The organism is Rhizobium sp. Root1203 (assembly GCF_001424945.1).
Taxonomy (GTDB): domain Bacteria; phylum Pseudomonadota; class Alphaproteobacteria; order Rhizobiales; family Rhizobiaceae; genus Rhizobium.
The window spans coordinates 36,170-50,570 of sequence record NZ_LMCW01000001.1; the positions used below are offsets into that span (position 1 = coordinate 36,170).

At 62.5% G+C, this 14,401-nt stretch carries 17 protein-coding genes; 6 read left to right on the plus strand and 11 right to left on the minus strand.

Annotation, left to right across the window (positions count from 1 at the left end):
* From ASC97_RS00195 to ASC97_RS00205, 3 genes are all read right to left on the minus strand, one after another.
* Complete coding sequence (locus ASC97_RS00195) at positions 1-2,523, minus strand: ligase-associated DNA damage response DEXH box helicase (RefSeq protein ID WP_057466355.1); 2,523 nt, start codon at positions 2,521-2,523, stop codon at positions 1-3.
* Between the two features lie 143 nt (positions 2,524-2,666).
* Positions 2,667-3,050, minus strand: coding sequence for a nuclear transport factor 2 family protein (locus tag ASC97_RS00200; protein WP_057466356.1), 384 nt, complete (start codon positions 3,048-3,050; stop codon positions 2,667-2,669).
* On the minus strand, positions 3,047-3,496 hold the full coding sequence (locus ASC97_RS00205) for a VOC family protein (RefSeq protein ID WP_057466357.1): 450 nt from the start codon (positions 3,494-3,496) through the stop codon (positions 3,047-3,049). Before ASC97_RS00205 ends, ASC97_RS00200 begins: the two co-directional genes overlap by 4 nt.
* Positions 3,497-3,549: 53 nt before the next feature.
* Here ASC97_RS00205 and ASC97_RS00210 point away from each other — a divergent pair, with 53 nt between their 5' ends.
* Positions 3,550-4,155, plus strand: a complete 606-nt coding sequence (locus tag ASC97_RS00210; RefSeq protein ID WP_057466358.1) for a TetR/AcrR family transcriptional regulator — start codon at positions 3,550-3,552, stop codon at positions 4,153-4,155.
* 61 nt (positions 4,156-4,216) lie between these two features.
* Here ASC97_RS00210 and ASC97_RS00215 read toward each other — a convergent pair whose 3' ends face one another.
* Complete coding sequence (locus tag ASC97_RS00215) at positions 4,217-5,470, minus strand: NAD(P)/FAD-dependent oxidoreductase (RefSeq protein ID WP_057466359.1); 1,254 nt, start codon at positions 5,468-5,470, stop codon at positions 4,217-4,219.
* A gap of 69 nt (positions 5,471-5,539) precedes the next feature.
* Positions 5,540-6,295 (minus strand): ABC transporter substrate-binding protein, encoded by a 756-nt coding sequence (locus ASC97_RS00220; protein ID WP_057466360.1) that lies wholly within the window; start codon positions 6,293-6,295, stop codon positions 5,540-5,542.
* Between the two features lie 198 nt (positions 6,296-6,493).
* Here ASC97_RS00220 and ASC97_RS00225 point away from each other — a divergent pair, with 198 nt between their 5' ends.
* The gene (locus ASC97_RS00225) at positions 6,494-6,994 is read left to right on the plus strand and encodes an RrF2 family transcriptional regulator (RefSeq protein ID WP_057466361.1); all 501 of its coding nucleotides are present in this window, start codon (positions 6,494-6,496) and stop codon (positions 6,992-6,994) included.
* A 24-nt stretch (positions 6,995-7,018) separates the two neighbouring features.
* The gene (locus ASC97_RS00230; protein WP_057466362.1) at positions 7,019-7,480 is read left to right on the plus strand and encodes a carboxymuconolactone decarboxylase family protein; all 462 of its coding nucleotides are present in this window, start codon (positions 7,019-7,021) and stop codon (positions 7,478-7,480) included.
* A gap of 82 nt (positions 7,481-7,562) precedes the next feature.
* On the opposite strand, the gene ASC97_RS00235 is transcribed toward ASC97_RS00230, so the two are convergent.
* Both ASC97_RS00235 and ASC97_RS00240 read right to left on the minus strand, forming a co-directional pair.
* Positions 7,563-8,144, minus strand: a complete 582-nt coding sequence (locus ASC97_RS00235; protein ID WP_057466363.1) for a transglycosylase SLT domain-containing protein — start codon at positions 8,142-8,144, stop codon at positions 7,563-7,565.
* 156 nt (positions 8,145-8,300) lie between these two features.
* Positions 8,301-8,864 carry a dihydrofolate reductase family protein gene (locus ASC97_RS00240; RefSeq protein WP_057466364.1) on the minus strand — a complete coding sequence of 188 codons (564 nt, stop codon included), beginning with the start codon at positions 8,862-8,864 and terminating at the stop codon, positions 8,301-8,303.
* Positions 8,865-8,979: 115 nt separating this feature from the next.
* Between ASC97_RS00240 and ASC97_RS00245 the strand changes: the two genes are divergently transcribed.
* Positions 8,980-9,486, plus strand: a complete 507-nt coding sequence (locus tag ASC97_RS00245; RefSeq protein WP_057466365.1) for a winged helix-turn-helix transcriptional regulator — start codon at positions 8,980-8,982, stop codon at positions 9,484-9,486.
* Here ASC97_RS00245 and ASC97_RS00250 read toward each other — a convergent pair whose 3' ends face one another.
* Positions 9,487-10,293, minus strand: coding sequence for a TIGR02186 family protein (locus tag ASC97_RS00250; RefSeq protein WP_057466366.1), 807 nt, complete (start codon positions 10,291-10,293; stop codon positions 9,487-9,489).
* Positions 10,293-11,213 carry a sulfite exporter TauE/SafE family protein gene (locus ASC97_RS00255; protein WP_057466367.1) on the minus strand — a complete coding sequence of 307 codons (921 nt, stop codon included), beginning with the start codon at positions 11,211-11,213 and terminating at the stop codon, positions 10,293-10,295. Before ASC97_RS00255 ends, ASC97_RS00250 begins: the two co-directional genes overlap by 1 nt.
* A 301-nt stretch (positions 11,214-11,514) precedes the next feature.
* Between ASC97_RS00255 and ASC97_RS00260 the strand changes: the two genes are divergently transcribed.
* Entirely contained in the window at positions 11,515-12,117 is a 603-nt protein-coding gene (locus tag ASC97_RS00260; protein WP_082529844.1) for a DUF922 domain-containing Zn-dependent protease, read from the plus strand.
* 32 nt (positions 12,118-12,149) lie between these two features.
* On the opposite strand, the gene ASC97_RS00265 is transcribed toward ASC97_RS00260, so the two are convergent.
* Both ASC97_RS00265 and ASC97_RS00270 read right to left on the minus strand, forming a co-directional pair.
* Entirely contained in the window at positions 12,150-12,785 is a 636-nt protein-coding gene (locus ASC97_RS00265) for a TerC family protein (protein WP_057466948.1), read from the minus strand.
* A 120-nt stretch (positions 12,786-12,905) separates the two neighbouring features.
* Positions 12,906-13,376: an Rrf2 family transcriptional regulator gene (locus tag ASC97_RS00270; RefSeq protein ID WP_057466368.1), complete on the minus strand. Its 471-nt coding sequence runs from the start codon at positions 13,374-13,376 to the stop codon at positions 12,906-12,908.
* A 121-nt stretch (positions 13,377-13,497) separates the two neighbouring features.
* Between ASC97_RS00270 and ASC97_RS00275 the strand changes: the two genes are divergently transcribed.
* A complete protein-coding gene (locus ASC97_RS00275; protein ID WP_057466949.1) occupies positions 13,498-14,397 on the plus strand; it encodes an NAD(P)/FAD-dependent oxidoreductase in 900 nt (299 codons plus the stop codon).
* Positions 14,398-14,401 lie beyond the last annotated feature (4 nt).

A 14,401-nucleotide genomic window follows, 5' to 3' on the forward strand; every position in this document is an offset into this window, starting at 1 on the left:
CTAACTCAGCGCTTCGGCGATCAGGTCCTCGGCGGCTTCGGCCAGAACAGCGTCATGTGCCTCGCCGTGAACGGGCTCCTTGCCGATCTCCAGCATCACGGGCACGGCGAGCGGCGAAATGTGTTCCAGCGCGCGGTGGGTGATGTGTCCCTTGATTCGCCTCAGCATATCCCCAAGCCGTCCGATATCCAAAAGACCGCTTGCCGCATCCTGCCGTGTCGCCTGCAGCAGGATGTGGTCCGGCTCGTGGGTTCTGAGCACGTCGTAGATCAGGTCCGCCGATGCCGTCACTTGCCGGCCGCTCTTTTCCTTGCCCGGGTGCCGACGCTCGATCAAGCCTGCTATCACGGCGCAATTGCGGAAGGTCCGCTTCAACAGGAAGGATTCGTCGAGCCACGCCTCGAGATCGTCGCCGAGCATGTCCTCGTCGAAGAGGTCGGCAAGGCTCAGGCGGCCGTTGCGGATCATCACGCCCATATCTTCGAAGCCCCAGATACCGAGCGAATAGTCGGTGGCGACGAAACCGAGCGGTTTAGCGCCCGCCCGCTCCAGCCGGCGCGTGAGCAGCATGCCGAGCGTCTGGTGGGCCAGCCGCCCCTCGAAGGGGTAGGCCACCATGTAGCAGCGGCTGCCGCGCGGAAAGGTCTCGATCAGCAGCTCGTCGCGCTTCGGCAGCATCGACTTTTCTTTTTGAATGGCGAGCCAGTCGCGCACCTGGTCGGGCAGCCGATGCCAACGCTCGGGGTCGGCCAGCATCGAGCGGACCTGGTCGGCGAGATAGGTGGAGAGTGGAAACTTGCCGCCGGCATAGGAAGGGATTTTCGGATCCAGCGAATAGGCCTGGCTGACGAGGCATTCACTCTCGCGGATTCCTTCGAAGCGCAGCACCTTGCCCGCGAAAATGAAGGTATCGCCGGGGGAAAGCTGCTCAAGGAAATACTCTTCGACCTTGCCGAGCGTTGCGCCGCCGCGGCCGATCCTGCCGGCCTCGCCGCGCTTGACCATGCGAATGTTCAGCATCGGGCTTTCGACGATGGTGCCGAGGTTCAGGCGGTATTGCTGTGCGACCTGCGGATTGGAGACCCGCCAGCGTCCTTCCTTCGTCTTGCGGATACGAGCGTATCGTTCGTAAGTGCGCAGCGCATAACCGCCGGTCGCGACGAAATCGACGATCCGCTCGAAGGTCTCCCAGTCTAGGTCGGAGTAGGGCGAGGCGCTGACGACCTCGTCGTAGAGCTCGAGCATGTCGAAGGGCTCGGCGCAGGCCATGCCGAGGACATGCTGCGCGAGCACATCGAGTGCACCTCTGCCGACGGGCGGCGTATCTTGCGCCCCGATATAGTTCGCATCGAGCGCGGCCTGGCATTCCATCACCTCGAAGCGATTGGCGGGAACGAGGATGGCCTTCGACGGCTCGTCCATGCGGTGGTTGGCACGGCCGATGCGCTGCGCAAGACGCGAGGCGCCTTTCGGCGCGCCGACATGCACCACGAGATCGACGTCGCCCCAGTCGATGCCGAGATCGAGCGTAGAGGTGGCGACGACGGCGCGCAGCCGATTGGCGGCCATGGCCGCCTCGACTTTGCGGCGCTGGGCGACATCAAGCGACCCGTGATGGAGTGCGATCGGCAGGTTGTCCTCGTTCACGGTCCAGAGTTCCTGGAACAGCATTTCCGCCTGGCTTCGCGTGTTGACGAAGAGCAGTGTCGTCTGGTGCTCGGTCAGCTGCCGATAGACGTCGGGGATCGCGTATTTGGCCGAATGCCCGGACCATGGGATATGCTTCTCCGTCGACAGGATCGAGATGTCGGGCTTGGCGCCGCCGTCGACGATGATGAGGCCGGCATGATGTTCGCCCGCCTCTTTCTGTGCCACCAGCCATTTCTGCAGGTCCATCGGCTCGGCGACGGTGGCGGAAAGTCCGATCGTCTGAAGCCCGGGAGCAAGACGGCGCAGGCGCGCCAACCCGAGCGACAGCATATGGCCGCGCTTTGAAGTGACCAGGGAGTGCAGCTCGTCGAGGACGACGTATTTCAGGTCCTTGAAGAAGCGCTCCGCCTCGCGGTTGGCGAGCAGCAGCGCCACCTGTTCGGGTGTCGTCAGCAGGATGTCTGGCGGGTACAGCTTCTGCCGCTGGCGCTTCGCATTCGGCGTATCGCCGGTCCGGTTCTCGAGGGTCACCGGCAGTCCCATCTCCTCGACGGGCTTCATCAGGTTGCGTTCGATGTCGACGGCGAGGGCCTTTAGCGGCGAGACGTAAAGCGTGTGGATACCGGCAAACGCAGAGCCCGGTGAAATCTTGCCGCGGCGGGTGAGATCGGTCAGCGAGGGCAGGAACCCGGCGAGCGTCTTGCCGGCGCCGGTGGGCGCGATCAGGAGGGTGCTTTCGCCAGCCTCGACGCGCGCGAGCAACTCCAGCTGATGCGCACGCGGGGTCCAGCCCTTGTCCGCAAACCAGCGCAGGAAAGGCGGAGGAAGAGGAAGGGGGGCTTCTGCGCGGGTGGCGGAATCGATCTGGTTCACGCGGGTAATCTAGTGCAAATGCGGGGGATTTGAAGCCCGGAGCGGGGAGCGAGCCAACAGATCCCTCTGCCCCCTCGGCGCCAACAGCGTGGTCGTCCTCGATGCTCCGCCGGCGCCGGTGTCCATCGATCGCCGCAAAGGCGCTAGGTACCGCTTTCGGCAGGGGTGAGGTGGGTCAGCACGCATCGCCACCTGTTGCCCTCCCGGCGATAGACGTCGGTGATCCATTCGTCGGCCGATATCGGTTCGCCGCGGAACAATCCGGTGTTCTGGCCGCGACCGGTCACCGTCGCAACATCGCCGAGGAGATGGACGTGATGCGTCGTCTTGGTCATCGTTTTGTGGCTCAGCACACCGGACCCGATCGCCGCAAGAATGGCCTGCGCCGGGATCGGGCCGCGCTCTGGCGTCACCAGCACCCAATCCTCTGCGATGCAGTCGGCGATCCGCGCGGGGTCGTTCGAGATCATCGCAGCGTTGAAGGCGCGTTCAGCCTCATCGAGCGCTTCCAGTGCCGCGGCGCTCATGCCGACATGTCCGCGTTCCAGCGCCGCTGCATCTCCTCGGGGGTGACCTGTTCGATGGTCTGAGACAGCATCCAGCGATGACCGAAGGGATCGAGTACCTGCGCCACCCGCTCGCCAAAACTCTGGTCGGTCGGCGGCCGCAACATCGTCGCCCCGGCCGACAGCGCCTGCGCCAGTGCCTCGTCGGTCGAGGCCGTGTCCATGTGGAAGGTTACCGGCGAGCCACCGACGGTATCGGGCGACAAGGCGCCGAAGTCCGGATATTCGTCGGCCAGCATCATCAGCGTCTCTCCGAAACGCAGTTCGGCGTGGCCGATGCGCCCGTCCGAGGGATCGGTCATGCGGAAGACCTCCGTTGCGCCGAAAGCCTTCTTGTAGAAATCGATTGCTCGTGCGGCATCCTTGACGATGAAGTAGCTGCTCACTTTTCGGGTGAAACTCGGCACGACGCTCCTCCTCCTTGACTGGATTTGTCATTAACGTTACGTATCGTAAAGATATGAGTCAAGAGAGTAGCGCAACATCGAAGAAACGAGGGCGGCCGCCAAGCGCCGCCGCGCAGAGGCGTGCTCTGGAGGCAGCCCATGACATCCTGATGGCCGAAGGTTTTGGCCGCATGACGATCGAAGCCGTGGCGGCGCGCTCAGGCGTCGGCAAGCCGACGATCTACCGTTCCTGGGCGAACGCGCAGGAACTGGCGATGGCCGCTCTTCTGGTCAATCCGTGGCCGGAAGCGGAGGTCGGAGGGACCAATGCGCAGGCGGCTCTCGGCGCGCAGATGCGAGGGCTGGTAACTGCCTTTGCCAGCACCCGCGGACGGCAGATCACCATGGCACTCGCCGCCGCCGACCCCGAAAGCGAATTCACCAAGGCCTTCCGCAATCAGGTGATCCTGTCGAGCCGCAACGCGGGCCGCACCATCCTCGAACAGGCGCAGGCCCGGGGCGAAATCGTCCCGCCGCTGGATATGGAGGCGTTGCTCGACATGATCTACGGACCAGTCTTCTTTCGGCTGCTGGTCGGCCATCGCCCGGTCTCGCCGGAGTTCGGCGATGCGATCGTCAGGACCGCGCTGCGGGCCGTTTCGCGGCCGGGGGGGACGTGACACCCCCGGCGCTGCGATGGGTCGAAATCGGGCGTACGCCGCCGATGAAATGCAAGAGGCCCTACAGGAAGCGCTGCGGGTAGAACGGCTCCGGATCGGCAAAGGGCGTGCTCCCGCACATCTGTTCGGCCAACAGCCGGCCACAGGCCGGGCCGAGCGTCAGGCCGTGGTGGGCGTGGCCGAAATTGAACCACAGGCCGCGATGACGCGGCGCGCGACCGAGCACGGGCCGCATGTCGGGCAGGCAGGGCCGCAGGCCGAGCCACGGGGTCTGCTCGACCGGCTCGCCGAGCGGGAACAACCGGCGTGCATGATCCTCGTTGCGTCGGATCTGGATCATGTTGGCGGGCGCCTTCGGATCTGCGAATTCGATGCCCGTCGTCAGCCTCACGCCGCGCGCCATCGGGGCGAGCACGTATCCGGCCTCTTCGTCAACGACGGAATGGGAGAGCGGCTGGCCATCGTTCTGCGCGTAGTGGCGATGATAGCCTCGCTTGATCGCCAGCGGCAGCGGATAGCCGAGCTTGCGGAAGATCAGGCCGGACTGCGGACCGAGCGCGACAACGACCTCGCGTGCCCGGATCGTTTCTCCCTCCTGCGTCTTGAGCGACCAGCCGTCGCTTTCCTGGCTCAGCCCGCTTGCATCGGCGGTGACCACCGAGCCGCCGTCGCGGACGAAGAGCTCGGCATAGGCCTTCGTCAGCGCCTGCGGATCGGTGACGGTCTTCGGGTCCAGCCAATGGATACCGCCGGAGATCTTCGCGCTGCCGGCAGCGAAGGCGGGCTCGAGAGCGGTGAATTCCGGTCCGGAGAGAAGGCGCACCGAAAGGCCGTAGGCGGACAGCGCTTGGGCTTCGGTCCGCGCCGCGGCGAAGCGGCGCTCATCCTTGTAGAACGAAACCCATCCGCGCGACCGAATGAGATAAGACGCGCCGGCGCGGTCTATCAGCTTGTCGTGTTCCGAAATGCTCGCCTCGACCAGCGGCAGCAGGGCGCGGGTCGCCTTCTCCAGATTGGCGGGCGAAGAGTGCCACCAGTACCTTGCAAGCCACGGGGCGATGCGCGGCAGATAGGCCGGGTTGTAGCGGACATCCGACGAGCGGTTCATCGCATACTTCATCAATGCGCCGAGCTGGCGCGGAAAGGAATATGGAATGACGGAGGAGCGTTCGATCAGCCCGGCATTGCCGTAGCTGGTGCCGCCGCCCGGCTCGCCGCGATCGGCAAGCAACACGGAGCGGCCGCGATCCTGCAGGTGTAGCGCGGCACTGACGCCGACGATACCGGCGCCGAGAACGAGAATGTCTGTTTTCATGGGAGAGCTTAGCGATCAAAAAATGGTGCGGGGGCCTGATGCCTCCGCACCATGCGATTGAGTGGACTATCAGTAGATATCGAAGGGGAAATACTTCTTGGTGATCTTCTGGTAGGTGCCGTTGGCCACCAATGCGTCGATCGCCTTGTTGAAGCGTTCCTTGAGTTCCGGTTCGCCCTGGCGCAGGCCGATGCCGGCCTGCGTTTCCGTGCCCGGAACGTCGCCGAGAAGCTTGCAGCAATCCTTGCCGGCCTTGTTCAGCCAGTCGACCACCACGAACTTGTCGGAGATCAGCGCGTCCATTCTGCCGTTCTGCAGATCGGCGACCGCTTCGTCCTGCGTCGGGTACATCTTGGCTTCCGCGCCGCCCTTGGCGTAGACGTCGTTGAGATAATCGGCCTGTGTCGTGGACGCCTGGGCGCCGACGACCTTGCCCTTCATGTCTTCGACGCTGACGCCCTTGAGTGCGCTGTCCTTCGGGACCGCAACCGCGAGAGGGGTCGTGTAGTACTTGTTGGAGAAGTCGATCTGCTTCTTGCGCTCTTCGGTAATGCTCATCGAGGCGATGATCGCGTCATATTTCTTGGCGAGCAGGCCCGGAATGATGCCGTCCCAGTCCTGTGCGACGATCGTGCATTTCGCCTTCATCTCGTCGCACAGCGCGTTGGCCATATCGACGTCGAGGCCCTTCAGGCTGCCGTCCGATTCAACAAAATTGAAGGGAGGATATGCGCCTTCGGTGGCAATCCGGATCGTATCCTCGGCCGACGCCAGATGCGTCGTGGCAAGCAGCGCAGCCGCTGCGAGGAAAACTGTCTTTTTCATTGCTGTTCCCTTTTTGGAATTTGTTTTCGCATTACGCCTCGACTTTAGCGAATCCATCCCGCTTCACAACCCCGCGGGGGATCGTTCGAATGTCTTATATGAGATGGCCGGACTGACAGACCCCTCTCAAAACCGAAAGCGCTTGACAACATCACTTATCGTGGATAAATTTTATCCACGAATTGAGGAGATGCTTCCATGAAATTTGGCGACGGTGTCGAGCAGGCCATTCACAGTGTTGCAATGCTTTCGGGTCTTTCCGAGGGTGGCGTGCTGTCGGCTGCGGCATTGGCGGAGTTTCACGGCGTCTCCACGAGCTATCTGCTGAAGCACCTGCAGGCGCTTTCGGGTGCCGGCATCCTTGCCACGGTACCCGGCCCGAGGGGAGGCTATCGGCTGGCTAGGACGCCCGAGGAGATCACGCTGCTCGACATCGTGCTCGCCGTCGAAGGGCCGGCGCCGGCCTTTCGCTGCAACGAAATCCGGCAGCGGGGACCGAACCCGGCGCCGGACCGCTTCTTCGCCAAGCCATGCAATATCGCCTCAGCCATGCACAGGGCCGAGCGCGTCTATCGCGCCGAGCTTGCGAAGACCACCATTGCCGATGTCGGCGCCGAACTCGCCACCATCGACGACGGGACGATCGCAGCACGAAGCTGCGCCTTCCTGGACATTCACGAACGCAGAACGGCTCGTTGAGCCACAACAAAGAGGAGACTACCCATGCAACAGCGTTTCAACTTCGCCAAGGCGTCGCCCGCTTCCTACAAGGCCGTGGCCGCCCTGGAGGAATTCGTCCAGACCTCGGGTCTTGAGCGCCGCTTCATCCACCTCATCAAGCTGCGCGCATCGCAGATCAACGGCTGCGCCTATTGCGTGGACATGCATGTCAAGGAATCCCGCCACGACGGTCTGTCCGAGCAATGGATCAACCTGATGTGCGTCTGGCGTGAATCGCCCGTCTACGATGCCCGCGAGCGCGCGCTGCTCGGCTGGGTCGACGCGGTGACGAAGATTGCCGAAACGGGTGCGCCGGATGCCGACTTCGAGGTGCTCAAGGCCCACTTCAGCGAAGAGGAGATCACCAAGATCACCGTCGCCATCGGCGCCATCAACATCTGGAATCGGCTGGCTGTCGGCTTCCGCTCGCAGCATCCGATCGACAAGCCAGCCCAGGCAGCCTGAACCCGATAGAGTTTAGTTCTTCACTCGATCGAGCACCGGGAAGCGCGCTGGCGGGAAAAACCGCCAGCGCATCAGAACGGGTTCAGTTGCAGCTTTGCAATTGCTGCTGATACGACGCCGCCATGTTGGCGAACTTTTGCGCCGTCTTCTGCAACTGCGCGTTCGAGCGCCAGTCGCCGCGCATGTAGCCCTTCGGACCGGAATAGTAGGCCAGATAGAGGCTGTAGGCGTCGTTCAGCTGAATGCCCGTGATCTGGCCGTTCTGGTAATGATACCAGCCGATGAAATCGATAGCGTCCGAAAAGTTGGTGCGCCGCGCCGCCCAGTTGCCGGTGGCGGATTGATAGTGATCCCAGGTTCCGTCGAGTGCCTGCGAATACCCGTAGGCGGTCGATTGCCGTGTCCATGGAATAAACCCGAAGAGCTTGGTGCGCGGCGGCCGCGCATTCGGCTGGAAACCTGACTCCGTGTACATCGTCGCCATCAGGATCGGCACGGGAACGCCGTATTTCTTTTCGGCGCGCTCCGCGGCGCGCTGCCAGTTGGTGAACAAGCCGTCGCGCTGCTCGAAAACAGCGCAAATGTTCCTGGTCTGGCGGGGCGCCGTGGCACAGCCGGCAACGAGCGCCAGAAGCCCAAGGACGAGGAGAGTACGGATACGCATTACTAGGAATCTCTCGTTTCCGAGAGATGACTAACTGGTAAATATTAATGGCTGGTTTTTAGACAAAGGCGAACTTGTGTTCATGCCGCGGCAGGAGTCTGGGGACCAGTCCGGCCGACCGCTCGACGACGGTGCAGTCCGCCCGCTGCGATCCTGTCACACCGTGTCGTTGACCGGCTCGTAGCGCAGGATCACCGCGCCCTTCTGGGTCACGGACGATTCGAGCAGCCTCAGCGGTCGCGCTTCCGTTGCCGGTTTGAAATGCGGATTTCCGCCGCCGAGGATCACAGGCACGAGGCAGAGCCGGACCTCATCGATCAGCCCTTCCTTGAGCAGGGAGTCGGCGAGCTCGGCGCTGCCGAAGATGAAGATCGTCTTCCCGTCTTCGGCCTTCAGTCTTCTGAATTCCGCGATGGGATCGTTGACGACGCGGGTGTTGTTCCACTCGGCGTCTTTCATCGTCCGCGACACCGCAATCTTGGCGATGCCGTTCATGTACGCCTTGACGTTCCCCTCGCCTTCCGCCGTCGGCCAATAGGAAGCCATTCCCTCGTAGGTCTTGCGCCCGAATACCAGCAGGTCGCCTTCCTCGCCAAGTTGCTCGGAGTATTTCTGCAGCTCGGGCCCCCAGGCGAGATTGTGGAAATCTATGTCCCAGGGCTTCGAGCCCTCGAAATAGCCATCGAGTGTCATCAGATTCCAGACGACGAGCTTTCTCATTCTTCTTCCTCCCTTCGATCCTCAAGCAACAACATGCAATAACCGATTGCATTTAGCAATCGGTTGATTGCTAGATCGACCGATGGCAAAATGCAAGCAGTTTTGGAGAGAATGAATGGATGAGTCTCATCGGTCGGGCTGCCCGATCAACCTGACGCTGGAGATCCTGGGCGATCGATGGAGTCTGATCGTCATTCGCGACATCATGTTCGGCAGCCGGCGTCACTTTCGCGAGCTGCTGCAGAACTCGCAGGAGGGGATCGCATCCAACATCCTCGCCGATCGCCTGCGCCGCCTCCTCGATAAGGGGCTCCTCACCCGCAGCGACGACCCGACGCACAAGCAGAAGGCCATCTACAGCCTGACGGAAATGGCAATCGATCTGGTGCCGCTCTTCGCCCACATGGGCGCCTGGGGCCGCAAGCACCTGCCGGTTTCCGAAGAACTCTCCATCCGAGCGGAGCTTTTGGAGGATGGCGGCCCGGCGCTCTGGGAGGATTTCATGGATGAGCTCAGAGCGAAACATCTCGGCAAGCAGCTGCCGCCCGGCACGCCGTCGGTGCTCGGCCGCCTGACCGAAGCCTATCTCGACGTGGTCGCCGCCAAGAAGAAATCGGCCTGATCATTCCTTGCGGAACACCACGCTCGCCCCCCAGCCGGTCACCAGCGCCAGAAGCACCGAAAACATCCCATAGGCGATGGGCTGCTCATGCGCGGCATCGGTGATCGTCTGCTCGATCCCCGTTTTGATGACGCGAAGCGGTACCGATTTTTCGATAACGAACTTGCCGCTTTTGAAGAGATAGGCCCGCACGATGTGAACGCCGTTCGGTATATTCGCCGGCAGGCGCAGGCTCGCCTTGAAGAGGTTGGAGCTGACGAATCGCACGCCGCTGGGATCCCGGTCGTAGAGGCCGCCCCTTTCCTGCAGCCTGCGGAAAGCCTCCCGGAACTCGCCGAGATTGCTGGCATTGCCGACGAAACCGATGGGCGTCAGCGGAATGTGGTCGATCCCGATTCCCTGGTCCGTGAGGTCGAGAGGCGTGGTCAGATCGTCCAGCATCCGCGAACTCGACATCGAATAGGAATGCGGGACAGCTTCGAAGGTCATCGATCGCGTGTTGATCCAGATCCCGAAGACGCGTTCCTTCTTGCGCACCGTCGCGTCTTCACGAGGCCCCTCCAGCACCACGATGACATCGTATTGCCCGATGGCGAGGAGCAGGCTGTCGGTGTTGGTCACGGCACCGAAGACCGTCAGGTCGGCACCGTGGAAATCCGAGGTGATGGCGATTTCGCTGGTCGACGTACCGATCTCGAGCCCTTCGGCGACGGTCTGCGACGTCGGGCCGGGCAGCATCATCTGTGCACCGGCGCCACCCGGCAGCAGCAGGAGAGGCAGGGAGAGGGCGAACAGGACCGCGCGCATCAGTTGCCTCCCATGACCACGGAATAGATATCCGTAGGCGTCACGACCAGCGCCACGGCCAGGCGAAGGCCGACCGCCAGCACTAGAAGCCCCAGCAGCGCACGCAGCTGTTCGCCGCGCAGCTTCTGCCCGACGCGAACGCCGTACTGGGCGCCGATCACGCCGGCGAGCATGAGGATGAAGGCAAGCACGATGTCGACAGAAAAGTTCGTGGCCGCCTGCACGACCGTCGTATAGGCCGTCACGAAGATGATCTGGAACAGCGACGTTCCGACAACGACGTTCGTTGGAATGCGCAGGAGATAAATCATCGCCGGCACCATGATGAAGCCGCCGCCGACGCCCATGACCGAGGTCAGGATGCCGATCCCGAAACCGAGCGCCACGATGGGGATGACGCTGAGGAAGATCTTCGATTTCTTGAACCGCATCTTCAGCGGCAGGCGGTGCACCCAGTGGTGATGGCCAGGCTTGCGGGCTGCCGGCGGGATGTTCTTTGACGCGCGGCGCATCGCGTTCACGCTTTCGAGCAGCATCAGGCCACCGACGGTGCCGAGGAATACGACATAGAGCAGCGAGATGAAGAGATCGAGCTGGCCGAGACGTCGCAGCAGCGAAAAGATCCAGATTCCCACCGTGGCGCCCGAAAGGCCGCCCACCAGCAGCACCGACCCCAGTTTCACGTCGAGCGTGCCACGCCGGAAATGGGTGATGGCGCCTGATATGGAAGAGGCAACCACCTGGTTCGCGCCCGTCGCGACGGCGACCACCGGCGGAATGTTGTAAAAGATCAGCAGCGGCGTGATCAGAAACCCTCCGCCCACACCGAACATGCCGGACAGGAAGCCGACGGCCGCACCCATGCCGAGAATGATGAAAATGTTCACCGACAATTCTGCAATGGGCAGATAGATTGTCACAGCCGACCCCGATTTGCGAGCTGCCCGGCGGGCAGGCGCGTTCCCACGTCCCGTTCGAATAGGGCACGATACGGCGAAATCGTTGCCATAGGCTTTCGATCAGCGACATGTGGCCCTCTAAACATCCATGGATTCTGAATAATCGGGCTTTTTTCAGGTTCTGTGACAATCTGGCGACGCTGAGCGCCTTTGTTTCACGGTGGGACAGGTCGTTGCGCAACGAGACCGGAGTTCGGCGCGGTTGAAACCCGAGCACCTGCCGCTTAGACTGGCTGATGACGACTTATGGTGTGGGGGTTGCGTGAGGGCAGGCGTTCGGTTTTTTCTGCTGGGGTTGTCGCTCGCGGCAGCGCCCGCCACGGCGTTCGCGCAGTGGCAGGCAATCGAGGAGGTGCGGACCTATCCGGTCGCCGGCGGCTCAGGCTCCGAACTCTATCGCTCGATAGGCGAAAACGGGCCGCTGGTCGGGGGAGGGCAGGCCCGCGTCATTGCCCACACCACCTTCAAGCTGACCTGGACCCGAAAATACGAGCTCCAGAACAACGCTTGCGTCCTCGTCTCCGCCAAACCGAAGCTCATCGTCTTCTACACGCTGCCCAAACCGTCCGCTCCTCTGGTCGGCCCGCTGAAAAACAGCTGGGACGCGTTCCTCGACGGCGTCCGCAAGCATGAAAAGGTTCACGGCGAGACCATTGTCGACATGGTGAGGAAGATCGAGGCCATGAGCGTCGGCCTGTCGGCGCGGGACGATCCCGATTGCCGCCAGATCAGGGTGGATCTGACGAAACGCCTCGGCGAGCTGTCTGCCAGGCAGCGCCAGCTTGGCCGCGATTTCGACCGGACCGAAATGAGCGAGGGCGGGAATATTCAGGCGCTCATTCTGAAGCTTGTGAACGGCCCCTGACGGCAATTGCCGCGGGGCCGTCGTTCTCGTTCTCAGCCCATGGCCGCGACGACAGGCGCAACGTGGGGCCACACCTCCAGCGCGCCGCGATAGATCATGTGCAGAGCGACATAGAGGATGATCGCCAGGCCGACATAGGCGATCCAGTGGTAGCGGTTCAGCAGTCGGGCGATGAAATTGGCGGCGATACCCATCATGGCGATCGAAAGGACGAGGCCGATGACGAGGATGGTTGGGTGCTCGCGGGCCGCGCCCGCCACGGCAAGCACGTTGTCGAGGGACATGGAAACGTCGGCCACGACAATCTGGGTGGCCGCCTGCATGAAGGATTTCCTCGGCGCCTGGACCCCGTCCGCATTCAAGCCGTCTGCATCGGCGGCTTGGCCGGCCCGGAGCTCGCGCCACATCTTCCAGCACACCCAGAGCAGAAGGATACCGCCTGCGAGCAGCAGGCCGATGATTTCCAGAAGCTGCACCGTGACGGTAGCAAGTGCGATGCGCAGTACGGTGGCGGCAATGATGCCGACCAGAATGGCCTTCTTCCGCTGGTCAGGCGCGAGGCCCGCTGCCGCCAGGCCGATAACCACTGCATTGTCGCCGGCCAGCACCAGGTCGATGAGAATGACCTGCAAAAGCGCCACCAGGCCGGCAGACGTGAAAATTTCCATCATGCGATAAGTCCTTGCCCTACGCGAAGCGCCTCCCCGGCGTAACCAACGCTTAAAGGATCGTTCGCCGGTGGATCAAGTGCCGTTGAGCACCTTCCGACAAAGATCCGTGTCTTCCGCTTAAATTTCAGGTGGTCCCGGGTGTTCCCAATGAGCGTTGCATTGGTGTCCGGGCAGGCGACGGTCGAAATCCGCGGCGATCTCGGCTACGGTCACCGAACGAAAGCGTTCGAGCAACAGCGTTTCCGCGGCGCGCAACGCATCGTCGAGTTTTGCATCGACGGCCTGTTCCACAAGACAGTCGGGCTGATCGACCGACGGCCCGATGGCAAACAGCGGCGGCTCGCCGATGGCCCGATAGATGTCGAGCAGGGTGATTTTATCGAGGCCGCGGGCCAGCTCCCAACCGCCGCCGTGGCCCTGTTCGGAACGAACGTAACCCTGCTGCCGAAGACCTGCCATGGTGCGGCGAACGACGACTGCGTTCGTGCCGAGCATTTTCGAAATCGTATCCGAGGTTGCGCGCTTGTAGTGGCGATCCATGTGGATCAGCACGTGCAGCATGCGCGATAGGCGACTGTCCCGTCTCATCAGGCGTTACTCCTTGTCCCTCGTCACACTAGCCTCACAGGCCATCTGTAACAAGATAGGTTACGTGTATTGACGATCTCGCAATTCGTAACATATGAAGATGCGGAAAAAGGAGAAGATCATGTCTTACGATGTCATTGTCATAGGCGGCAGTTTTGCCGGTCAATCCGCGGCCATGCAGCTGGCGCGCGCGCGTCGCAAGGTTCTGGTTGTCGACGGCGGCAAGCCGCGCAATCGCTTTGCGGAGACCTCGCACGGTTTTCTCGGCCAGGATGGAAGGACGCCTGCTGCGATCATCGGCGAAGCGTCGCGTCAGTTGGCCGCCTATCCCACTGTCACTCAGATAAAAGGGGAGGCTGTTCTGGCGTGCCGGGACAACGACCGATTCAGCATCGGCATTGCCGATGGCCGGCAGATGCTTGCTGCGCGCGTCGTGCTTGCAACGGGTGTTCGCGACGAGTTGCCCGACATTGCCGGAATTGAAGAGCGTTGGGGCAAGACCGTCCTTCATTGCCCCTATTGCCACGGCTATGAAGTCGCCGACCGTCCGCTCGGCGTGCTGGCGCGCAGCCCGATGTCGGTCCACCAGGCCCAGCTCATTCCGGACTGGGGTCCAACCTTCTATTTCACCCAGGGACGGTTCGAGCCCGATGCGGAGCAGGCGGCCCTACTGGCCGCGCGCGGGGTGACCATAGTTCGCAGCCCCGTCGTGGAACTGCGCGGCAATGCTCCCGATCTGGAAACAGTTCTTCTGGAGGACGGAACGATCGTGCCGCTCGGCGCCCTGTTCGTCGCGCCGAAGACGCATATTGCGAGCCCGCTGGCCGAACAGCTTGGTTGCGCCATCGATGATGGCCCGACCGGTCCGATCGTTCGGGTCGATTCCCTGCAGCGGACGACGGTCGCCGGCGTATTTGCCGCCGGCGATGCGGCCATGCCGATGGCCAATGCCACGCTCGCATCGGCAGCCGGTGTCATGGCAGGTGTGGCGGCGCACCGATCGATGTTCATGCCGGATTGACGTC